Here is a 19984-nt window from a genome sequence, read left to right as displayed (position 1 = left end):
GGCTTGTTGACGCAGGCCGTTAGTTCAATGGCCTGGACCCCGTTTGCGCTCACTGCCGTGGCGCACTATTTTCACCATCGCGCTTGCCGGGTCACTAGGGGATTACCCCAAAATCGCCACGCCCTTAATCTGCGCGTACAACGCCAGCCCGGGCGCCAGCCCCAGCGCATGGGCGGATCGGCTGGTAACGCGGGCCAGTAACGGGCAGCCGCCAGCATCCAGTGCCACCATCACTTGCCCGGGGCTGTCGGGTGACAACGCGGTGACGGTGGCGCTGAGGATATTGAGGATGCTGGTGCCGGTTTGCTGGTGCAATGTCAGGCTCACATCGCGCGCCTGGACCCGAATGCGCAGCGGCTGACCGATGTCGGCCAGTTGCTGGGGCACGATCAGGTCGCCGCCCGCAAAACTGGCCAGGGTCAGGTGGTCATCGGCATCGTGGCGGCACACGCTGGCGGTGATGACCGCACCGGCCGTGTCGCCATGCGCCAGTGGCAGATCCAGACGTGTCAGCATTTGGCCGGTGGGGCCGCTCGCCACCACGCGTCCTGCTTCGAGCAACACCAAGTGGTCGGCCAGCCGGGCCACCTCGTCGATGGCGTGACTGACGTAGAGAATGGGCAAGTCCAGTTCCGCGTGCAGTCGTTCCAGATAGGGCAGTATTTCTGCCTTGCGCCGGGCGTCCAGCGCGGCCAGCGGTTCGTCCATGAGCAGCATTTTTGGACTGGTGGCCAGGGCCCGGGCAATGGCCACGCGCTGGCGCTCGCCGCCCGACAGCTCGTGCGGCCATCGCCGGAGCAAATGGCTGATGCCGAGCAAGGGCAGGGTGTGGTCCCAGCTATTTTTGCGCTCATGAAGAGGTGTGCGTTGAAAGCCAAACTTCAGGTTGTCTTCCACCCTCAAGTGTTCAAACAGGCTAGCCTCTTGAAACACATAACCCAATGCACGTTGGTGCACGGGGCGAAACACACCTTGGGTGCTGTCCTGCCACACTTCACGCTGCACGCGCACCCGGCCCATGGCTTTCGGCTCCAGTCCGGCCAACACCCGCAGGCAGGTGGTTTTGCCGGATCCGGAAGCGCCAAATAATGCCGTGATGCCGCGCCCGGGAAGGAGCAGGTCTACGTCCAGCGTGAATCCCTTGCGTTCCAAAACGACCTGGAGCTGGAGTCCGGTTGCTTCGGCAACAGATGGGGTGATCGTTGTGTTCATACCGGGGTATTTTTGCGGCGTCCGCCGTTGTAGGTGTGCAAGGCCAGCAACACCACAAAAGAAAAGCCCAGCATCACGGCGGCCAGGCGGTGGGCATCGGTGTATTCCATGGCTTCGACATGGTCGTAGATTTGCACGGATACCACCCGCGTCACACCGGGAATATTGCCGCCGACCATCAACACCACGCCAAATTCACCCACAGTGTGCGCAAAACACATGATGGCGCCGGAGATCAGCCCCGGTTTGCACAGCGGCACCACGACGCTAAAAAACGTATCCAGTTTTGAAGCCCGCAGGCTGGCGGCCACTTCCAGCGGGCGGGTGCCCATGGCCTCCATGGCGTTCTGGATAGGCTGCACCATGAAGGGTAGAGAGTAAAACGCGGATGCCAGCACCAGGCCCCAAAAGGTGAACGGCAGCAGGCCCAGCCCCAACGATTGGGTCCACTGACCCACCGGCCCGTGCGGCCCCATCAACACCAGCAGATAGAAGCCCAGTACCGAGGGCGGCAACACCAGGGGCATGGCGACCAGCGCGCCCAGCGGTTTCTTCAGCCAGGATTGGGTTCGCGCCAGCCACCAGGCCAGCGGTGTGCCGAGCAGCAACAGCAGGAGCGTGGTGAGCGCTGCCACGCGCAACGTGAGACCGATGGCTTGCAGGTCAGAGTCTGTCAACATGCGGATGCGTGGTCAATGTGTTTTAGAGCGCGTAGCCGTAAGAGCGGATCAGGTCTTTGATGTTGCTGCTTTTGAGCAGCGTCATCAGGGCTTGTGCCGCTGGGTTGCTGGCGCCGTGCTTGAGCAGCACCGCATCTTGCTGGATGGGTCGATACAGGTTTTGCGGTATCACCCACATCGAGCCGCTTTTGAGTTGCCCACCTTCAAGCACTTGGGACATGGCGACAAAGCCGAGTTCGGCATTGCCGGTGAAGACAAAGGTGAAGGTCTGCCCAATGCTCTCGCCCTGCACCAGTTTGGGGGCCAGCGCAGCTTGCAGTCCCAGTGCCTCCATGACCTGAAGCGCCGCCGCACCGTAGGGCGCAATCTTGGGCGCTGCATAGGCCAGTTTGCGGAAGTTGCCGTTTTTCAGAACCTCACCCTTGGCATCCACCTTGGCGGCGTCGGCTGACCACAGCACCAGCTTGCCGGTAGCGTAGGTGAAGCGGCTGCCGGGCTGGGCCAGTTTGTCTTTTTCCAGCGCCGCAGGGGTGTCCGTGTTGGCGGCCAGCAGCACATCAAAGGGGGCGCCGTTGGTGATTTGGGCATACAGCTTGCCCGTGGCGCCCAGTGTGATCTTGAGTTTGTGTCCGGTCGTTTTTTCCAGAACAGCGGCGATGGCCTTGATCGGTTCGGCAAAGTTGGCGGCCACCGCCACTTGGGCCTCATCGGCCAGCACCAGGGTGTGGGCGGCAACGCCCAGCAGCAAGACGGACAGGCGGGATAAGCGCTTCAACATGGTTTATTCCTCAGTGGGATCGGGGCTGGCTGGACCTGCAAGAACGCGGCTGTCATGGGTTTGCCGGTGCTTCGCTATTCAAAAATAGAATAACGAAGTGTAGCAAACAGCAGATGGCATGGCGGTTGGAAAAATCGTCCTGCGACGCTGATGGCCGCGTGAAACAATGGCGGCATGAATATTCAAAGTCGTGCGTTGACCGAAGCGCTGGGTCACGCCATCAGTGACAAACGTCTCGAAATTTTGCGGCGAGTGGGGCAGTCGGGCTCTATTTCGCAGGCGGCGCGCGAGGCGGGTATCAGCTACAAGGCGGCCTGGCAAGCCCTTGACACGCTCTCTAATCTCAGTGGTTGGGTGCTGGTGGAGCGCACCGTGGGCGGGAGTGGTGGCGGTGGTGCCCGCGTGACGCCCCAGGGCCTGGAGCTGCTGGCGCTGGCCGATGCGCTAACCGTGGCGCGACAACAGGTTCTGGCCCAGTTTGCCGGCGGCGTGCAGTTGGCGAGTGGTTTGGGTTTGAAAACCAGTATGCGCAATCAACTGCGCAGCGAGGTGCTCCACTGCGAGCCACTGGCGCCCGATGACCCGATGGTGCTGGTCGCTTTGCGCTTGTCGAGGGGAGACACCCTGACGGCCTGCATTACCCGCGAGAGCGCGGAGTTACTGACCTTGCAGCCGGGCTTGGCCGTGTTGGTGCTGTGCAAGGCCACGGCCGTGACCGTCTGCGCGGGTGAGGTGGTGCAGCGTGCGCACGTTAACTGCCTCCAGGGTCGCGTGGCCCGCGTGTCGCGGGGGCGGGTGCGTGATGAGATCGTACTGACCTTGCCCGGTGAGTTTCAGTTGGTGGGGTTTGCGGATCATCCCAATCGCTTGCGGGCAGGCAGCAGGGTGACGGCCTGCGTTGACGAAAATGCCGTGGTGTTGGCGCTGGTTTAAGCGGGGTGTGTGAGTTGCCTTTGCTTTATTCAAGTGAGGGGTCTTTCATGCGCTTAATCATGCTTGGCGAGGGTTATCCCTAGGTCGCAAGTGCTTCAGGCGTCTAACAATGACTATGTATTTAATTTCATAGGCAAGGCACTGCATATCTCGCGTGCCACTACCCACAGGAGATATCTATGCAGAAGGTGTTGCACATCAACGCAGACAAGTGCACCGGTTGTTTGCAGTGCGAAATGGCCTGTTCGTTCGAGAACTACGGCACGTTCGCCACGGCCAAATCGCGGATCAAGGTGTTTGACTTTCACCATACCGGCAAGAAAGTACCTTACACCTGCACCCAGTGTGACGAAGCCTGGTGCCTGCATGCCTGCCCGGTTGAGGCCATCACGGTGGACAAGCTCACCGGCGCCAAGGTGGTGAACGAATCCACTTGCGTCGGCTGCAAGGTCTGCACCATTGCCTGCCCGTTTGGCACCATCAATTACGTGGCGGACACTGGCAAGGTGCAAAAGTGCGACTTGTGCGGCGGCGAGCCGGCCTGCGCCGATGCCTGCCCCACCGGCGCCATCACCTTCATTGACGCCAACTGGACCGGTCTGGGCCGGATGGCGCAATGGGCCGACAAGCTTGGCAACCAACCCGCCGCTGTTTAAGGAGCATCACCATGTCATGGGCAGGAAAAATTCTCCGCGTTGATTTGACCGCCGGCACCGTCAAGTCCGAACCGCTCAATATGGATTGGGCGCATGCTTACCTGGGCTCGCGTGGCCTCGGTTCCAAATACTTGGTGGAAGAGCTTGATGCCACCGTCGATCCGCTGTCGCCAAGCAACAAAATCATCTGGGCCACTGGCCCGCTGACCGGCACCATGGCTTCTACCGGTGGCCGCTACACGGTCATTACCAAAAGTCCGCTGACCGGCACCATCGCCTGCTCCAACTCGGGCGGCTACTGGGGCGCCGAGTTCAAGATGGCGGGCTGGGATATGGTGATTTTTGAAGGCAAAAGTGCCAAGCCGGTGTACCTCTACATCAACGACGATCTAGTGGAATTGCGCGACGCCGCTCACCTGTGGGGCAAGAGCGTGTGGCAAACCGAAGAGATGCTCAAAAAGAGCCTGCAAGACCCGCTGACGCGTGTCTCCAGCATCGGCAAGGCGGGTGAAAACGGCGTGCTGTATGCCAGCGTGGTGAACGATCTGCACCGCGCCGCCGGCCGCTCCGGTGTCGGTACGGTGATGGGCAGCAAAAACCTGAAAGCGATTGCGGTGCGCGGCACCAAGGGCGTGGGCAACATCCACAATCCCAAAGCTTTCATGAAGGTGATTGCCGAGAAGAAAAAAATCCTGGCCGACAACGCCGTCACCGGACAGGGCCTGCCCGCCTATGGCACGCAGGTGCTGATGAACGTCATCAACGAGATGGGCGCGCTGCCGACCCGCAACCACCGCGACAACGCCTTCGAGAGCGCCAAAGACATCTCGGCCGAAGCGATGGCGACACCGCGCAAGACCGATGGCAAAAAGCAGTTGGTGACGAACCAGGCCTGCTTTGGCTGCACCATTGCCTGTGGCCGCATCAGCAAGATGGATGAGAGCCATTTCACCGTGGCCAACAAGCCGCAATACTGGGGTGCCTCGGGCGGACTGGAATACGAAGCAGCCTGGGCGCTGGGTGCCGCCAACGGCGTGAAAGACCCCGAAGCCTTGCAATACGCCACCATGCTGTGCAACGAAGAAGGCATTGACCCGATCAGCTTTGGCGCCACCGTGGGTGCAGTGATGGAAATGTACGAGATGGGTGTCTTGACCAAGGCGCAGATTGGCATCGAGGCGCCGTTTGGTTCGGCCGAGGCGCTGGCCTTCTTGACCGAAGAAACCGTGTACGGACGCGGCTTCGGCAAAGAAATCGGCCAGGGCTCCAAGCGCCTTACCGCCAAGTACGGCCAGCCTGACCTGAGCATGACCAGCAAGGGCCAGGAGTTTCCGGCCTACGATGGTCGCGCCATTCAGGGCATTGGTCTGGCCTATGCCACGTCGAACCGCGGTGGCTGCCATTTGCGCGGCTACACCATTGCCTCTGAAGTGCTCGGTATTCCGGTCAAGACCGATCCGCTGGAGCACGAAGGCAAGCCCGAGTTGGTCAAGGCGTTCCAGGATGCGACGGCGGCGTTTGACTCGTCCGGCCTGTGCGTCTTCACCACCTTTGCCTGGGGCCTGGCGGATCTGGCGCCCCAACTGGCCGCGGCCTGTGGCGACCAGTACACCACTGAAGAGCTGGAAAAAATCGGTGAACGGATCTGGAACATGGAGCGCGAGTTCAACAACCGCGCCGGCTTCACCGCCAAGGACGACAGCCTGCCCAAGCGCCTGCTCACCGAAGCCTGCAAGACCGGGCCCTCCAAAGGCAAGGTCAACATGCTGGCCGAGATGATGCCCAAGTACTACGCGGTGCGCGGCTGGGACACCGAAGGCCGTCCGACAGCGGACACCAAGGCGCGTTTGGGTCTGTAAGTCAGGTCAACTAGCATTTACTTAATGAAATAGCGGTCCCTGGTGGCCGCTTTTCTATTTGGAGAAAACAACATGACCCATCACGTCATCCTCGGTGCCGGCCCTGCCGGCGTCATTGCCGCGGAAACCATTCGCAAACACGCACCCGGTGACAGCATCACCATCGTGGGGGCAGAGCGCGAGCCGCCTTACTCCCGCATGGCCATTCCCTACCTGCTGATGGGCAACGTGGACGAACGCGGCACTTACCTGCGCAAGAGTCCGACCCATTTCTCAGATTTGAAGGTTAATCTGCTTCAAGCCAGCGTCAGTCATGTGGATGTAGCTACTAAAAAAATAGCGATCGAGAATAATGAATCGATCACCTTTGACACGCTGTTGATCGCCACCGGCTCGCATCCGGTGCACCCGCCGATTCCAGGCATTGATTCGGCCGGCGTTCACACCTGCTGGACGCTGGACGACGCCCGGGCCATCATGGCGTTGGCCACCCAAGGGGCTCGCGTGCTGCAACTGGGCGCCGGCTTCATTGGCTGCATCATCATGGAAGCGCTGACGGCGCGGGGCGTGCAGTTGAGCGTGGTCGAGATGGGCGACCGCATGGTGCCGCGCATGATGGGTCCGACCGCTGGCGGCATGATTCGCGACTGGTGCGAAGCCAAAGGCGTCGAAGTATTTACCGGCACCCGGGTGGAGGCGATTGAGCCCGGCACGCCGCTCACGGTGCGCCTGAGCAACGGCAAAACGATGCTGGCCGATCTGGTCATCAGCGCGGCGGGTGTCCGGCCCGCCATCGGTTTTCTGGAAAATTCCGGCATCACCTGTCTGCTCGGTGTATTGACCGACGAGCACCTGCAAACCAATGTGCGTGGCATTTACGCTGCAGGCGATTGCTGCGAGGCGTTTGACAAAGTCAGCGGCAAAACCATTGTCAGCGCCATCCAGCCGAATGCGGCCGAGCAGGCCCGGGTAGCGGCCCTGAACATGGTGGCCTTTGCTCGTGGCAAGGCGCCGGCCGCCGACCTCAAGGGTGTGACGCAAATCAACGTGCTGGACACGCTGGGACTGATTTCCGCCAGCTTTGGCGACTGGCAGGGCCGCCCCGGCGGCGAGCATGTGGAACTGACCGACAAGGCGGCGGGCCGCCACCTCAGTCTGCAGTTCAAGGACGACGTGCTGGTAGGTTGCAACAGCGTGGGCTGGACCGAACACGTCGGCGTCATGCGCGGCTTGGTGGAAGGCCAGGTGAAGTTGGGCGAGTGGAAAGAAACACTCAAAAACGACCCGACCAAGCTGATGGAAGCCTACCTCGCCAGCGCCCAGTCCCAAAATGCCTGGTCCGGGGCACAGGACGCGCGCCGGCATTAGGATTGCACCAGAATGAAGATCACCTTCAAGTTGTTTGCCTCGCTCACGGATTACCTGCCGGTAGACGCCCGCTACAGCAACGTGCTGGAGCTGGACGTGGCGCCGGAGGCCAGCATCATGCAGATCATTGAGCCGTATGGTCTGCCGCCGAAACTGGTGCATCTGGTGCTGATCAACGGTAAATACATCGAACCGGAAAAACGCCTGACCCAGACCTTGGTCGAAGGCGACGTGCTGGCGATCTGGCCGCCGATTGCCGGCGGCTGAGCGGCGCTGCAAACCGCGGGTTCTAACGCTGTTGCCGTTGATGCAATCCTTTTACGCCGAGCGCTTCGAGCGCGAGATGGGCTGCACCGAGGCCGAGTGGCTGGGCTGGTTGCCCAACGCCATCGGCGATCATTTCTGGAAGTTGCAGACGCACTCGGCCGGTGTGCGTATCGGCGAGGGCGCGTTGGGTCTGAGCTGGCGCACCGGTGCGCCGCGTGTGATCGCGCTCATGTCCATCCCCCGCCTGCTGGTGCGCTTTCGCTTTGCCGGACTGGACGACGCCCAGCGCTATACGTTCATGAAACGGTTTGATTTGTACATGCAGCGCGGCGGCGGCTAGGTTTATATCAAATTGGACTCTGGCCCCCGTCAATCATGCGCGAGTAGCTATAAAAAATGTAGCAGTCTGAATTCCGGCCACGGTCAGTAGCAGTGAACCGAACAGGTGAATGGCGGAGGTGCCAAGCGCCAGGGCGTAACGTTGCTGCCCCAGCATGCCGACCACTTCGGCCGAGAAGCTCGAAAACGTGGTGAGCGCGCCCAGGAAACCCGTCACCAAGGCCAGGCGCCAGACCGGGTCCAGGTTGGGCAGCGCCTGAAACACAGCCACGCAGACGCCGACCAGATAGCCGCCGATCAGGTTGGCGGCCAATGTGCCAAGCGGAATCATCGCGCCCGGGTTGAGCCACAGGCCCAGACCCCAACGGGCCAGTGCGCCAATGCTGGCGCCGATACAAATTGCAAAAACAGAAATCATGATGCCGCATCATAAAGAAAAACGACAGGCTGACGCCGACGTCGTGCCTCCCCCATTTGGGGGATAGACGCTGACAGGATCGCTCGTCAAAATCAGACCTCTCTAGCTGAGCCGCCCTGTTAAGTCGAGGGCCACCGCTTGTCAAGTTATTACTCTTGCCGAATTTTGGAAAAGACCACGCCAAGCCTTGGGCATCCCCCAATTCACACCAAGCGACTTCAGCGCTTATGGCTGATGCTCAGTGCCGCGCTGTTGCTGGGCCTGGGAACGTTTGTCTGGCTCAATCATGTGCTGCTCGACCCACCCACCGCCGCGCTGCTGACGGCCTGTGCGCTGGCGCTGGTCTGTCATCCCTGCGTTTTGAGCCACCGCTTACAGCTTGCGCGAACAGAGCGCGATCAGGCCTTGGCCCAGTTGAGCGCGACGCAATGGCAGATGTGCGTGGGGCTGCAAAAGCAGGACGAACGTACCGCGCAGCACGTACAAGCCTTGCAAAGCGAGATTGCAGACCTTCACATCAGAAAGCAAGTGCTGCAGGTGCAGGCCCATCACGATTGCCTGACGGGTCTGGCCAACCGGTTGTTGCTGGCGGATCGCTTTCATTTTGCGGTCGAGCGGGCCAAACGCAGCAACAAGTCGTTTGCGCTTTTGATGATCGATCTGAATGATTTCAAGCGCATCAACGATCACCACGGCCATGCTGTCGGCGATGCTGTTCTGGTCACCATGGCCGCGCGGTTGGTCCGTGCGGTCAGGGCTTCCGATACCGTTGCCCGGCTGGGGGGTGATGAGTTTGTTTTGCTTATTGAAGCCATTGACGATTCGCAAGAGCTCGCGCAACTGACTCAAAAACTGCTTGCGACGCTCGCCGATCCGATGCCAATCGACGCCGGCGTTGTGCTGAGCACCGCGGCCAGCGTCGGTCTGGCGGTGTATCCGCATGACGGAGTGGAAATGAATGATTTGTTGCACATCGCAGATTTAGCCATGTACGAGTGCAAGTCATCCGGGCTGATGCGTCTGCAGTAGGGCCTCGGGAACTGGAGCCGAGGCAGGCATCAAAAAACCCGCCGCAGCGGGTTTTTTGATGACGAGTCCTGAATTACTTCTTGGCCGCGCTGGCGGCTGCTTTGGGCGCCTCCGCTTTGGCGTCTTTTTTTGCCTTCGCTTCGGCCGCCTTCTTTTGCTTTTCTTCAGCCTTGGCTTGTTTCTCAGCTTCCTTCTTGGCTTTGGCCTCGGCCTTGGGGTCTATCTTTTCTTCCTTGGCTGTTGGAGCCGCGGCGGCAGGAGCCGTTCCGGTCGCGGGCTTGGCATCGACTTTTTTCTCATCGGCCTTGGCCGCAGGTTTCGTCTCTTTTTTGGTCGTCGGCGCAGCCGTTACGCCCTTGAAGGGCGTGCCGTTCACGGTCAGGCCTTCGTTAGAAAACTTGGCCGCATTGCCTTCGCCCACACCTTTGACGCGCTCGATGAAGTCGTTCCAGTCCTTGAAGTTGCCTTTTTTGCGCTCATCAAGAATCTTGGTGGAGATGGCCGGGCCGATGCCTTTGACGCTGTCCAGTTCGGCGGCGCCAGCCTTGTTAACGTCCACTGCGGCAAAGCAGGCGGCAGCGTACAACATGGCCACAAGGGCCAGAATTTTCTTCAACATGAATCAACTCCTGAAGTTTAAGAATGCAAACACAAAGTCACGACCTCACATCTTGAACGAGGCCAGTCATGCAACGAGATCAATGCGCAAGGGGTTGACGTTATGGGCCTGCATTTCAAGCCATAAGCTGACAATAATCAACTGCGCTCAGACTTGGCTGGCCATCCACTGCACGTATTTCGCAACGCCGGTCTGCACATCGGCAAAGTTGTGGTCGCAGCCGGTGGCGCGCAAGGCGGTCAAGTCGGCCTGGGTGTAACACTGGTATTTGCCGCGCAAGGCATCCGGGAAGGGCACGTATTCAATCAGGCCGGCTGCCGCAATCGCCTCCAGCGGCAGTGCGGCCTCACCCTGGATGGCCCGCATCGCGTTCACCACCGAGCTGGCAACGTCGTTGAAGGGCTGCGCCCGGCCGGTGCCCAGATTGAAAATGCCGGACACGCCGGGGTGGTCAAAGAACCACAGGTTGACTGCCACCACGTCGTCAATGAAAACGAAGTCGCGCATTTGGGCCCCCGGGGCGTAGCCGCCGTATTCACCAAACAGTTTGACCAGTCCTTCCGACTGGAATTGGTTGAACTGGTGAAAAGCAACGCTGGCCATCCGGCCTTTATGCTGCTCATGCGGACCATACACATTGAAGTAACGAAAGCCCACGACCTGGCCGGTTTTGCCGACGATCGAGCGCTGAAAGTCGATACCGCATTCGCGTCGCATGCGCTGGTCAAACAGCAGCTTGGAGTAGCCATACACATTCAACGGCCGCTCAAAAGCGGGGTCTTCCCTGAAGGTGTCAGAGCCGCCGTAGGTGGCGGCGCTGGAGGCATAGAGCAGCCGGGCACCGCGTTTTTGACAAGCCTGGAACAAGCTGACCGAGGTGGCGTAGTTGTTGTCCATCATGTACTTGCCGTTGCTTTCCATGGTGTCGCTGCAAGCACCTTCATGGAACACCGCCTCAATCTGACCAAAAGAGCCGTGGGCGAACAGGTCATAGAACACGCCGGCATCCACGTAGTCAGAAATCTGCAAGTCGGCGAGGTTGCGGAACTTGTCGCCCTGCGTCAGGTCATCCACGGCGATGATGTCATCGAAGCCGCGTGCATTCAGGCCTTTGATCAGGTTGCTACCAATAAAACCAGCAGCGCCAGTGACAACGATTCGGGTCATACAAACAACTCCTCATAAGAAACGGTGGCCGTGCCAAATTTACCCACTACCAGGCCGCCAGCCCGATTCGCCAGGGGCAGGGCCTCACGCATCGTCATGCCGGCCGCCACCATCGCCGCCATGGTGGCAATAACGGTATCGCCCGCACCGGTCACGTCAAACACTTCACGGGCCTGGGCGCTGACGTGCAGCTGGCCCTGGGCATCAAACAGCGTCATGCCCTCTTCGCTGCGGGTCAGCAGCACGGCATCCAGGCCGAGCTGCTGACGCAGGTTTTGGCATTTGGTCTGGAGATCAGATTCGTCCAGCCAGGTGCCAATTACTTGCTGTAACTCGACGCGGTTCGGTGTGATGACGCTGGCATTTTTGTAGCGCGAATAGTCGCTGCCTTTGGGGTCGATCAGGATGGGTTTGCCGGCTGCCCGTGCGCGCGCGATCATGTCACTCACGTGGGCCAGTCCCCCTTTGCCGTAGTCCGAAAAAAGAACCGCATCGTGTTCTGGCAGCAGTTGGGCAAAGGTGGCCGTTTGCGAGGCCAGCACTTCGGTCTTGGGTGTGTTTTCGAAATCGAGGCGCAGCAGCTGTTGCTGGCGTCCAATGACCCGCAGCTTGACGGTGGTCTTGAGCGAGGCGTCGCGGCCAAAGTGCGTGCGGATGCCGGTACCAGCGACCAGTGCCTCCAGTTTATGGCTGGCTTCGTCGTCACCCACCACGGTGAGGAGCGAGGATTGTGCCCCCAGTGTCACCACGTTGTAGGCCACATTGGCCGCCCCGCCATTGCGTTCTTCTTCGCGCGTGATGCGCACAATCGGCACCGGTGCCTCTGGCGAAATTCGGTCCACGGCGCCGTACCAGTAGCGGTCCAGCATCACGTCGCCAACGACCAACACACTGGCCTGTGATAGTTTTTCTCTGGAAATGCTCATGGAATTTAATTTTTCGGTCATAGCTCTTCGACCCGCCTGGGCGGGTAGCTGTCCCACGCCTGGCAACCCGGGCATTGCCAGAAATGTTGCTTGGCTTCAAAGCCGCATGCGGCACAGCGATAGCGTGTCAACGGTTTGACGGCATGGTCCAGCGCCCGCTGTACTTGCGGGTGGAATTGCTCGTGTTCGAGTTTTTCACCGGCAATCCATTTGGCGGCGGCAACCAGTGACGGCTCTCGTTCCAGATGGCGCACGTACCAGTCGCGCGCCGTGGGCGAGGGGCCGGCGACGGTGGCTTCGAGTGCCACGATGGCGTCCAGCACATCCAGCGACGGGACCTGCTCGTAATTGGTTTTGAGTAGCGCCAATGCGTCGAGTGCTTGCCCGGCGGCAATCGCGAACTCTGCCAGCGGTCCGGCGATCAGTGGAATGGCCGCAGGGGACGAGGCCAGCGCGTTGACAAGCGCTGCATAGGCTTCTGCGGGTTTGTCCTGGCTGTCCAGCAACTTGGCCAGATCAATGCGGGGGCGCGGCGCATCAGGCGCTGTCTTGATCGCTTCTTGCAGCAGGGAGCGGGCTTGTTCGAAATCCAGATTGGCGGTACACGCAGCGGCCTGTTCGCACAAGTAATGCGCCAGACGACCATGGAAACTGCCTTGGTCGGATTGTTCCAGTTTTTCGGCCACCTGCGCGGCGTGCAGCCAGTCACGGCTGCGCTCGTAGTTGGCCAACAGGGCCAGTCGCGCCTGCGCCTCAAAAGGCGTGCCTTCCAGCTTGAGTAAAGCCGCCTCAGCGCGGTCCAGCAGGCCTGCTTTGAGGTAGTCCAGCGCCAGGGCATGTTGCGCGCGCTGGCGGTCGGCCTGGCTCAGGTCGCCGCGCGACAGCAGGTGTTCATGCACGCGCACGGCGCGTTCATACTCGCCGCGACGACGAAACAAATTGCCGAGCGCAAAGTGCAACTCGGACGTGTCCGGGTCATTCTGTACTGCTTCAATAAACGCGTCGATGGCCTGATCCTGCTGCTCATTGAGCAAAAAGTTCAAGCCCTTGAAATAGGCTTTCGGGGCCTGCCGGTTTTCAATGCGCAACTGGCGAAGATCAAGGCGTGAGGCGACCCAGCCCAGCACAAATGCCAGGGGCAGGCCCAGCAGAATCCAGCTCAGGTCAAAGTCCATGCGGGAGCGTGACTTGGACGTTCTGGGTGTCGGCTGCGGCAGACGTGGTCAGCTGTGCCCGGCTTGCGGCGCGGCGCTGTTTCCACCAGCGCGGCACCATGCCCAGCACGCCGACGGCCACCCCTGCTGTAAAGGCGGTCAGCACGACCAAGACCTGCGGTGAACGCCACTGTGTTCCAAAGAAAAAGTGCACAGTGGTGTCCTGCTGATTGTTCAGCGCGAAGGCAAATAGCGTAAAAAAAATGGCTGCTTTAAGTACCCACTTAAGCAGCCAGATGAGGTGTTTCATCGATCTCCCCAGTGACGATCTGATTCTAACGTTGTGGCGTGTTGCCCTTCGGCTTATCGCTTTTTATTGGCCCTTGGTTTTGGCTTCCAATTCGGCGGTGCGCAGGTCCACGGCTTCCCGCAGGGCTTTGCCCGGTTTGAAGTGGGGTACTCGTTTTTCGGGAATGGCCACGCTTTCACCGCTGCGCGGATTACGTCCGATGCGGGGTGGTCGGTTATTGATCGAAAAGCTGCCGAATCCCCGAATTTCAATTCGGTTGCCACGCACCAATGCATCGTTCATGGCATCAAGAATGGCCTTGACGGCAAATTCGGCATCGCGGTGGGTGAGTTGGCCAAAGCGGGCGGCCAGTTCTTCGACAAGGTCGGAGCGAGTCATGAAAAGCCCAAAAAAATACGGGACAAAAAAAATCAGGCCGCACAAACTTTACGTCTGTGCCGCCTGATCGCTCAGTCCCGAACGGGAACCGTCTTAGTTGTTGTTGTCCAGCTTGGCGCGCAGCAAAGCGCCCAGGCTGGTGGTGCCAGCGTTTTCACGCGCTGATTGCTGGCTCAAAGTGGACATGGCTTCGTTCTGGTCAGCCGCATCTTTGGCCTTGATCGACAACTGGATGTTGCGGGTCTTGCGATCCACATTGACCACCACAGCAGTGACTTCGTCGCCTTCTTTGAGCACGTTGCGGGCATCTTCCACGCGGTCGCGGGAGATTTCGCTGGCGCGCAGGTAGCCGATGATGTCATCGCCCAGATCGATTTCAGCGCCTTTGGCATCCACGGTCTTGACCTTGCCGGTCACGATTTGACCCTTGTCATTGATCGTGGCAAAGGTGGTGAACGGATCGGAGTCCAACTGCTTGATACCCAGGGAGATGCGTTCGCGGTCCACGTCCACAGCCAACACGAGGGCTTCGACTTCCTGGCCTTTTTTGTATTCGCGCACAGCGGTTTCGCCGGGCTCGTTCCAAGAGAGGTCAGAGAGGTGAACCAGACCGTCGATACCGGCAGCCAGACCCACAAACACGCCGAAGTCGGTGATCGATTTGATCGGACCCTTGACGCGATCGCCGCGCTTGGTGTTCTGAGCAAATTCTTGCCAAGGGTTGGCCTTGCATTGCTTCATGCCCAGGGAGATACGGCGTTTGTCTTCGTCGATTTCCAGAACCATGACTTCGACTTCATCGCCGAGGGCAACGATCTTCGAAGGCGCCACGTTCTTGTTGGTCCAGTCCATTTCGGACACGTGCACCAAGCCTTCGATTCCGGGCTCCAGTTCCACAAATGCGCCGTAATCGGCGATGTTCGTGATCTTGCCGAACATGCGGGTACCTTGGGGGTAGCGACGGTTGACGCCCATCCAAGGATCGTCGCCCATTTGCTTCAGACCCAAGGACACGCGGTTTTTCTCGGTGTCGAACTTCAGGATCTTGGCGGTGATTTCTTGACCCGCTGTCACCACTTCTGAAGGGTGACGGACGCGGCGCCATGCCATGTCGGTGATGTGCAACAGGCCGTCGATACCGCCCAGATCCACAAATGCGCCGTATTCGGTGATGTTCTTGACAACACCTTGAACCACGGAACCTTCTTTGAGGGTTTGCATCAGCTTGGCGCGTTCTTCGCCCATGCTGGCTTCAACCACAGCGCGACGTGACAACACAACGTTGTTGCGCTTGCGATCAAGCTTGATGACCTTGAATTCCAAGGTCTTGTTTTCGTACGGGGACAGGTCTTTGGTAGGACGGGTGTCAACCAGCGAACCGGGCAGGAAGGCGCGGATGCCGTTGACCAAAACGGTCAGGCCACCCTTGACTTTGCCGCTGGTGGTGCCGGTGACGAATTCGCCGGTTTCCAGGGCTTTTTCCAGGCTCATCCACGAAGCGAGACGCTTGGCGGTGTCGCGCGACAGAATAGTGTCGCCGTAGCCGTTTTCGATGGAACCGATGGCCACCGACACGAAGTCGCCGACCTGAACTTCGATTTCGCCCTTGTCACTCTTGAATTCTTCGAGCGGCACGTAGGCTTCAGACTTGAGGCCAGCGTTAACAACGACAAAGCTGTGCTCGATACGTACCACTTCAGCAGTGATAACTTCGCCTGGACGCATTTCCGTGCGTGTCAACGACTCTTCAAATAGGGCAGCAAATGATTCTGACATTTTTTTTGCGGATGATTCCGCGGGTTAGTTTGTTGAACCACACCAACAGTGCGCTGAGCGCGCGAGAAGGTTGGTGTGGACCGGTTGCAAAAGCGACGAGCTTTTGCGTTTTTTGCCGTTCAGATTGCGCTGAACGGCTGTTTGCCTTGCCACCAGTCCAACACCAGATCGACCGATTTTTCAACCGTCAAATCCGAGTTGTCCAGCAACCGGGCATCTTCTGCTGATCTAAGTGGGGCAGTGCTGCGGGATGAATCCCGCGCATCGCGTGCTTCCAGATCAGCGCGAAGAGATGGGAGTGTAGTTGAAATCCCCTTTGAAATCAATTGTTTATAGCGGCGCTCGGCGCGGCGCTCGGCGCTGGCGGTCAAAAACACCTTGAGTGGGGCCTCGGGGAAGATGACGGTGCCCATGTCGCGCCCGTCGGCGACCAGACCTGGCAGTTGGCGAAACCCGTGCTGCAAGTCCACCAGTGCCAGGCGCACTTTGGGCAATGCCGAGACTCTGGACGCGTTCATGCCCGCTTCTTCGGTGCGGATGGTGTCACTTACATCAATGTTGTTGAGTAGGACCCGGCCTTGCGTAAACCGGATGGACAGACCTTGAATCAAATCCGCAATCGCCTGCTCGTCGGCGGCCTCCAGCGCCAGACCTGCTTGCAAGGCCGCCAAGGCCGTGATGCGGTAGAGCGAGCCGGAGTCCAGAAAATGGTAGCCCAGCTCTTTCGCCAACACCGCCGCCAGCGTGCCTTTGCCGGAGGCGGTCGGGCCATCGACGCAAATGACGGGAATGGCGCTGTCCGGCGTCTGCACCAGGGAAAACAGCGCTTCAAAGTAGTCGGGGAAGGTCTTGGCGACGCACTTCGGGTCTTCAATGCGCACCGGCAGCCCGGTCGGGTTGAAGGCGGCGAGCGAAAAACACATGGCGACCCGGTGGTCGTCGTAAGTGTGAATGCTGGCGGCTTGCCAGTCGGCGGGGCTGGCCGGCGGTGTCACGCGAATGAAATCCACACCTTCTTCCACCGTCGCGCCCAGCTTGCGCAGCTCACACGCCATGGCCGCAATGCGGTCGGTTTCCTTGACGCGCCAGCTGGCAATGTTGCGCAGTGTTGTAGTGCCTTCTGCGTACAAAGCCATCACGGCCAGCGTCATGGCGGCATCGGGAATGTGGTTGCAGTCCAGGTCAATGGCTTTGAGCGGCCAGCTGCCGCGTGACACTTCCAGCCAGTTGGGACCGCTCACCACCTGGGCGCCCATTAATTGCGCGGCTTCGATAAAGCGGATGTCGCCCTGAATGGAGTCGGCGCCGACACCTTCAATTCTTATGCCATTTTGACCTGTAGCCCCCGTAGCTATTGCGCCAAGCGCTATGAAATAACTAGCAGATGAGGCGTCGGCTTCGACGTGTAGCGTACCGGGTGACTTGAACTGGCTGCCGGCCGGAATGGTGAAGCGCTGCCAGTGATCTTTGCCGGCGGGGCGCACCACCTGGATGCTGAAGCGCGCCAGCAGGTTCAGCGTGATTTCAATGTAGGGGCGCGAGATCAGTTCACCGACAACCTCAATCACGATGTCTTGCCGGGCCACCAGCGGCAGCGCCATCAGCAGCGCGGTGAGAAACTGGCTTGATACATCGCCGCGGACCCGAATGGGGCCGTTCAGTGACAGGCTGGGTTCGCCAATGCGCAGGGGCGGGAAGCCTTCCTGTCCCAGGTAATCAATCTGGCAGCCGAGCTGGCGCAGGGCATCGACCAAATCGCCGATTGGGCGTTCGTGCATGCGCGGAATGCCGCGCAGCTCATAGTCGCCCCCCAGCACGGCCAGTGCGGCAGTCAGTGGGCGTATGGCGGTACCGGCATTGCCCATGAACAGATCGGCTTTTTTCTTGCCCGGTAGGCCACCCAGACCGTCGATTTCGACGCTGCTGCCGCTTTGCCGCACGCCACAGCCGAGTTGACACAAGGCATCGAGCATGATGCGGGTGTCATCGGAGTCCAGCAGATCATGCAAGGTGGTGGTGCCCTGGCTCAGGGCCGACAAAAGCAGCACGCGGTTGGAAATGCTTTTGGAGCCCGGCAGTACTAGGGTGCCGCCCGCGCTGTCGAGGTGCGGGATATCAAGAAACGCGGTGGAAAACATTATTTTTGGTGTTTGGCCATGCTCCAGTGGGCACGGGTTTGACTGGCCTGCTCAATCAGGCCTTCAAGGGCCTCGCTGTTGCCGCTGGAGATCATGAGTTCCAGCGCCTGGAGATTGCGCTGAAAAATTTTGGATTGGGCCAACAGCTCTTCACGGTTGGACAACATGATGTCGCGCCACACTTTGGGATCGCTGGCGGCAATGCGGGTGAAATCGCGAAAGCCAGGGCCGGCCAGGGACAGGTAATCTTTGCCCTGCGGCTGGCCCGAGATCGCGTTCATGAGGGCAAAGGAGATCAGGTGCGGCAGGTGGCTGACGGCGGCAAAGGCGGCGTCATGCGACTCGGGCGACATTTTGACGACGCGGCAGCCCAGCGCGGTCCAGACATCAACCGCCTTTTGCAGTTGCACCGTCAAGGTGCGCTCAATCGGCGTGAGAATGACTTGCTTGCCGGTATACAGATCGGCATCCGCGTGTTCCACCCCCGAGACTTCCTTGCCCGCAATCGGGTGGGCCGGGACGAAGGAGCCAATTTGCTCGCGCAGAGCCCGACGCCCGGCATCCACCACGTCGCGCTTGGTCGAACCGACGTCCATCACCAGCATCTGTGGCGTGACCAGGTGCTTGATCGACTTGAAGGTGGCTTCGGTGGCCGCTACCGGCACGGCGATCAGGACAATGTCGGCGCCCGACACCGCCAGCAAGGCCGACGGCGCCTCCACGTCAATCACGCCCAGCTTGCGGGCACGCTCCGTGGTAGAGGGCGACTTGCTGTAGCCGACCACCCGTTTGACCAGGCCAGCGCGCTTGAGCGCCAGCGCAAACGAGCCGCCCATCAAGCCGCAACCAATGATGCCGAGTTGTTCAAACATCATTCGCCCACCGGGTAAGTGCCCAGCACTTTGTAGAACGCACTCAGTCCCTGAAGCTCCTTGAGCGCAGAAGCCACATGCGGCTGTGACGGGTGACCCTCAAGGTCGATGTAAAAATAGTATTCCCACTGGCCCGAGCGCGCTGGGCGCGACTCAAAGCGGGTCATGGACACGCCGTGTGTCTTGAGCGGCATCAGCAGATCGTGCACCGCACCCGGTTGGTTGGGCACCGAGACGACCAGGCTGATGCAGTCGTGGCCGGTGGCGGCCGGCGCGGGCAGGGTTTGCGGCAGGCACACCACGGCAAAGCGGGTGCGATTGAAAGCGTCGTCCTGAATCGCGTGGGAGGCCACATGCAGACCAAATTCGCTGCCGGCGCGTTCGCTGGCAATGGCCGCCCAGGCTGGGTTGGTGGCCGCCAGGCGCGCACCCTCGGCATTGCTGGAGGCCGCCCGCCGTTCCGCATGGGGCAGGTGCGTGGTCAGCCAGTCCTGGCATTGGGCCAGGGCCTGGGGATGGGCGTAAACCACTTCGATGCCGTCAAGCGACGGGCTGAGTCGCAGCAGGTTGTGGCGCACCAGAAAGCTGGTTTCACCGACGATGTGCAAAGGCGAGTTCAGCAGCAAATCCAGCGAACGGGAGACCACGCCTTCGCTGGAGTTTTCGACCGGTACCACCCCAAACTCGGCACTGCCGGCCGCGGTGGCCCGGAACACTTCATCGATGCTGACGCACGGCACCCGCTCGATGCTGGAGCCGAAAAACTGCAGCGCCGCCTGTTCACTGAAGGTGCCGGCCGGACCCAAATAGGCGACCCGTTGGGCTGCCTCCAGGGCGCGGCAGGCCGACATGATCTCGCGCCAGATGACGGCCACACTGTTGTTTTTGAGCGGGCCGGGATTGCCCGCCTGCAGACTGCCGATGACCTGGGCCTCGCGTTCCGGTCGGAAAACCGGCGAGCCGTCCACCTGTTTGATTTGGCCGACCTCATGAGCGAGCGCGGCCCGCTGGTTGAGCAGCGCGAGCAGTTCTAGATCGAGGGCATCGATTTCTGTGCGTAATTCGGGGAGGGTTTTCGCCATGAGGAAGAGTTGGTTGGAAGACC

The 19984-nt window shown here is 60.1% G+C and carries 21 protein-coding genes; 7 read left to right on the top strand and 14 right to left on the bottom strand.

The window, feature by feature from the left end; all coding sequences use genetic code 11:
* Window positions 1-102: 102 nt before the first annotated feature.
* The 3 genes from modC to modA are packed head-to-tail and all read right to left on the bottom strand — an operon-like array spanning window position 103 to window position 2670.
* Window positions 103-1212 carry a molybdenum ABC transporter ATP-binding protein gene (gene modC, locus HHJ17_RS06905; RefSeq protein ID WP_296501676.1) on the bottom strand — a complete coding sequence of 370 codons (1110 nt, stop codon included), beginning with the start codon at window positions 1210-1212 and terminating at the stop codon, window positions 103-105.
* A complete protein-coding gene (gene modB / locus HHJ17_RS06900; RefSeq protein ID WP_296501677.1) occupies window positions 1209-1892 on the bottom strand; it encodes a molybdate ABC transporter permease subunit in 684 nt (227 codons plus the stop codon). The genes modC and modB overlap by 4 nt, the downstream gene beginning before the upstream one ends.
* A 22-nt stretch (window positions 1893-1914) precedes the next feature.
* The gene (gene modA, locus HHJ17_RS06895) at window positions 1915-2670 is read right to left on the bottom strand and encodes a molybdate ABC transporter substrate-binding protein (RefSeq protein ID WP_296501678.1); all 756 of its coding nucleotides are present in this window, start codon (window positions 2668-2670) and stop codon (window positions 1915-1917) included.
* Window positions 2671-2844: 174 nt separating this feature from the next.
* Here modA and HHJ17_RS06890 point away from each other — a divergent pair, with 174 nt between their 5' ends.
* The 6 genes from HHJ17_RS06890 (at window position 2845) to HHJ17_RS06865 (ending at window position 8093) form a co-directional block, all read left to right on the top strand.
* Complete coding sequence (locus tag HHJ17_RS06890) at window positions 2845-3603, top strand: TOBE domain-containing protein (protein ID WP_296501679.1); 759 nt, start codon at window positions 2845-2847, stop codon at window positions 3601-3603.
* A 179-nt stretch (window positions 3604-3782) separates the two neighbouring features.
* A complete protein-coding gene (locus HHJ17_RS06885; RefSeq protein ID WP_296501680.1) occupies window positions 3783-4259 on the top strand; it encodes a 4Fe-4S dicluster domain-containing protein in 477 nt (158 codons plus the stop codon).
* Window positions 4260-4270: 11 nt separating this feature from the next.
* The gene (locus HHJ17_RS06880; protein WP_296501681.1) at window positions 4271-6118 is read left to right on the top strand and encodes an aldehyde ferredoxin oxidoreductase family protein; all 1848 of its coding nucleotides are present in this window, start codon (window positions 4271-4273) and stop codon (window positions 6116-6118) included.
* Between the two features lie 72 nt (window positions 6119-6190).
* Window positions 6191-7486, top strand: coding sequence for an FAD-dependent oxidoreductase (locus HHJ17_RS06875; protein ID WP_296501682.1), 1296 nt, complete (start codon window positions 6191-6193; stop codon window positions 7484-7486).
* A 12-nt stretch (window positions 7487-7498) separates the two neighbouring features.
* Window positions 7499-7753 carry a MoaD/ThiS family protein gene (locus HHJ17_RS06870; RefSeq protein ID WP_296501683.1) on the top strand — a complete coding sequence of 85 codons (255 nt, stop codon included), beginning with the start codon at window positions 7499-7501 and terminating at the stop codon, window positions 7751-7753.
* A gap of 40 nt (window positions 7754-7793) precedes the next feature.
* On the top strand, window positions 7794-8093 hold the full coding sequence (locus HHJ17_RS06865; RefSeq protein WP_296501684.1) for a hypothetical protein: 300 nt from the start codon (window positions 7794-7796) through the stop codon (window positions 8091-8093).
* Window positions 8094-8126: 33 nt separating this feature from the next.
* On the opposite strand, the gene crcB is transcribed toward HHJ17_RS06865, so the two are convergent.
* Complete coding sequence (gene crcB, locus HHJ17_RS06860) at window positions 8127-8510, bottom strand: fluoride efflux transporter CrcB (RefSeq protein ID WP_296501685.1); 384 nt, start codon at window positions 8508-8510, stop codon at window positions 8127-8129.
* A 234-nt stretch (window positions 8511-8744) separates the two neighbouring features.
* Between crcB and HHJ17_RS06855 the strand changes: the two genes are divergently transcribed.
* Window positions 8745-9539, top strand: a complete 795-nt coding sequence (locus HHJ17_RS06855; RefSeq protein ID WP_296501686.1) for a GGDEF domain-containing protein — start codon at window positions 8745-8747, stop codon at window positions 9537-9539.
* A gap of 73 nt (window positions 9540-9612) precedes the next feature.
* Here HHJ17_RS06855 and HHJ17_RS06850 read toward each other — a convergent pair whose 3' ends face one another.
* The 10 genes from HHJ17_RS06850 to pheA all read right to left on the bottom strand — a co-directional run bounded on the left by HHJ17_RS06850 (window position 9613) and on the right by pheA (window position 19961).
* Window positions 9613-10158 carry a helix-hairpin-helix domain-containing protein gene (locus HHJ17_RS06850; protein ID WP_296505361.1) on the bottom strand — a complete coding sequence of 182 codons (546 nt, stop codon included), beginning with the start codon at window positions 10156-10158 and terminating at the stop codon, window positions 9613-9615.
* 147 nt (window positions 10159-10305) lie between these two features.
* Window positions 10306-11325, bottom strand: a complete 1020-nt coding sequence (gene rfaD / locus HHJ17_RS06845; RefSeq protein WP_296505360.1) for an ADP-glyceromanno-heptose 6-epimerase — start codon at window positions 11323-11325, stop codon at window positions 10306-10308.
* Complete coding sequence (gene rfaE1, locus HHJ17_RS06840; RefSeq protein WP_296505359.1) at window positions 11322-12251, bottom strand: D-glycero-beta-D-manno-heptose-7-phosphate kinase; 930 nt, start codon at window positions 12249-12251, stop codon at window positions 11322-11324. The genes rfaD and rfaE1 overlap by 4 nt, the downstream gene beginning before the upstream one ends.
* A gap of 17 nt (window positions 12252-12268) precedes the next feature.
* Window positions 12269-13426 carry a lipopolysaccharide assembly protein LapB gene (lapB, locus tag HHJ17_RS06835; RefSeq protein WP_296501690.1) on the bottom strand — a complete coding sequence of 386 codons (1158 nt, stop codon included), beginning with the start codon at window positions 13424-13426 and terminating at the stop codon, window positions 12269-12271.
* Window positions 13416-13715: a lipopolysaccharide assembly LapA domain-containing protein gene (locus HHJ17_RS06830; RefSeq protein ID WP_296501691.1), complete on the bottom strand. Its 300-nt coding sequence runs from the start codon at window positions 13713-13715 to the stop codon at window positions 13416-13418. The genes lapB and HHJ17_RS06830 overlap by 11 nt, the downstream gene beginning before the upstream one ends.
* Before the next feature lie 63 nt (window positions 13716-13778).
* On the bottom strand, window positions 13779-14093 hold the full coding sequence (locus HHJ17_RS06825; protein ID WP_296501692.1) for an integration host factor subunit beta: 315 nt from the start codon (window positions 14091-14093) through the stop codon (window positions 13779-13781).
* Between the two features lie 93 nt (window positions 14094-14186).
* A complete protein-coding gene (gene rpsA / locus HHJ17_RS06820) occupies window positions 14187-15869 on the bottom strand; it encodes a 30S ribosomal protein S1 (protein WP_296501693.1) in 1683 nt (560 codons plus the stop codon).
* Window positions 15870-15988: 119 nt separating this feature from the next.
* On the bottom strand, window positions 15989-18007 hold the full coding sequence (locus HHJ17_RS06815) for a bifunctional 3-phosphoshikimate 1-carboxyvinyltransferase/cytidylate kinase (protein ID WP_296501694.1): 2019 nt from the start codon (window positions 18005-18007) through the stop codon (window positions 15989-15991).
* A complete protein-coding gene (locus HHJ17_RS06810; RefSeq protein ID WP_296501728.1) occupies window positions 18007-18879 on the bottom strand; it encodes a prephenate dehydrogenase/arogenate dehydrogenase family protein in 873 nt (290 codons plus the stop codon). Before HHJ17_RS06810 ends, HHJ17_RS06815 begins: the two co-directional genes overlap by 1 nt.
* Window positions 18879-19961: a prephenate dehydratase gene (gene pheA / locus HHJ17_RS06805; protein WP_296501695.1), complete on the bottom strand. Its 1083-nt coding sequence runs from the start codon at window positions 19959-19961 to the stop codon at window positions 18879-18881. The genes HHJ17_RS06810 and pheA overlap by 1 nt, the downstream gene beginning before the upstream one ends.
* Window positions 19962-19984: the final 23 nt, after the last annotated feature.

Origin of the sequence: Rhodoferax sp., assembly GCF_012927445.1 — a bacterium.
GTDB lineage: Bacteria > Pseudomonadota > Gammaproteobacteria > Burkholderiales > Burkholderiaceae_C > Rhodoferax.
Note: the sequence above shows the minus strand (reverse complement) of the source record. Positions and strands in the feature narration are given on the sequence as shown.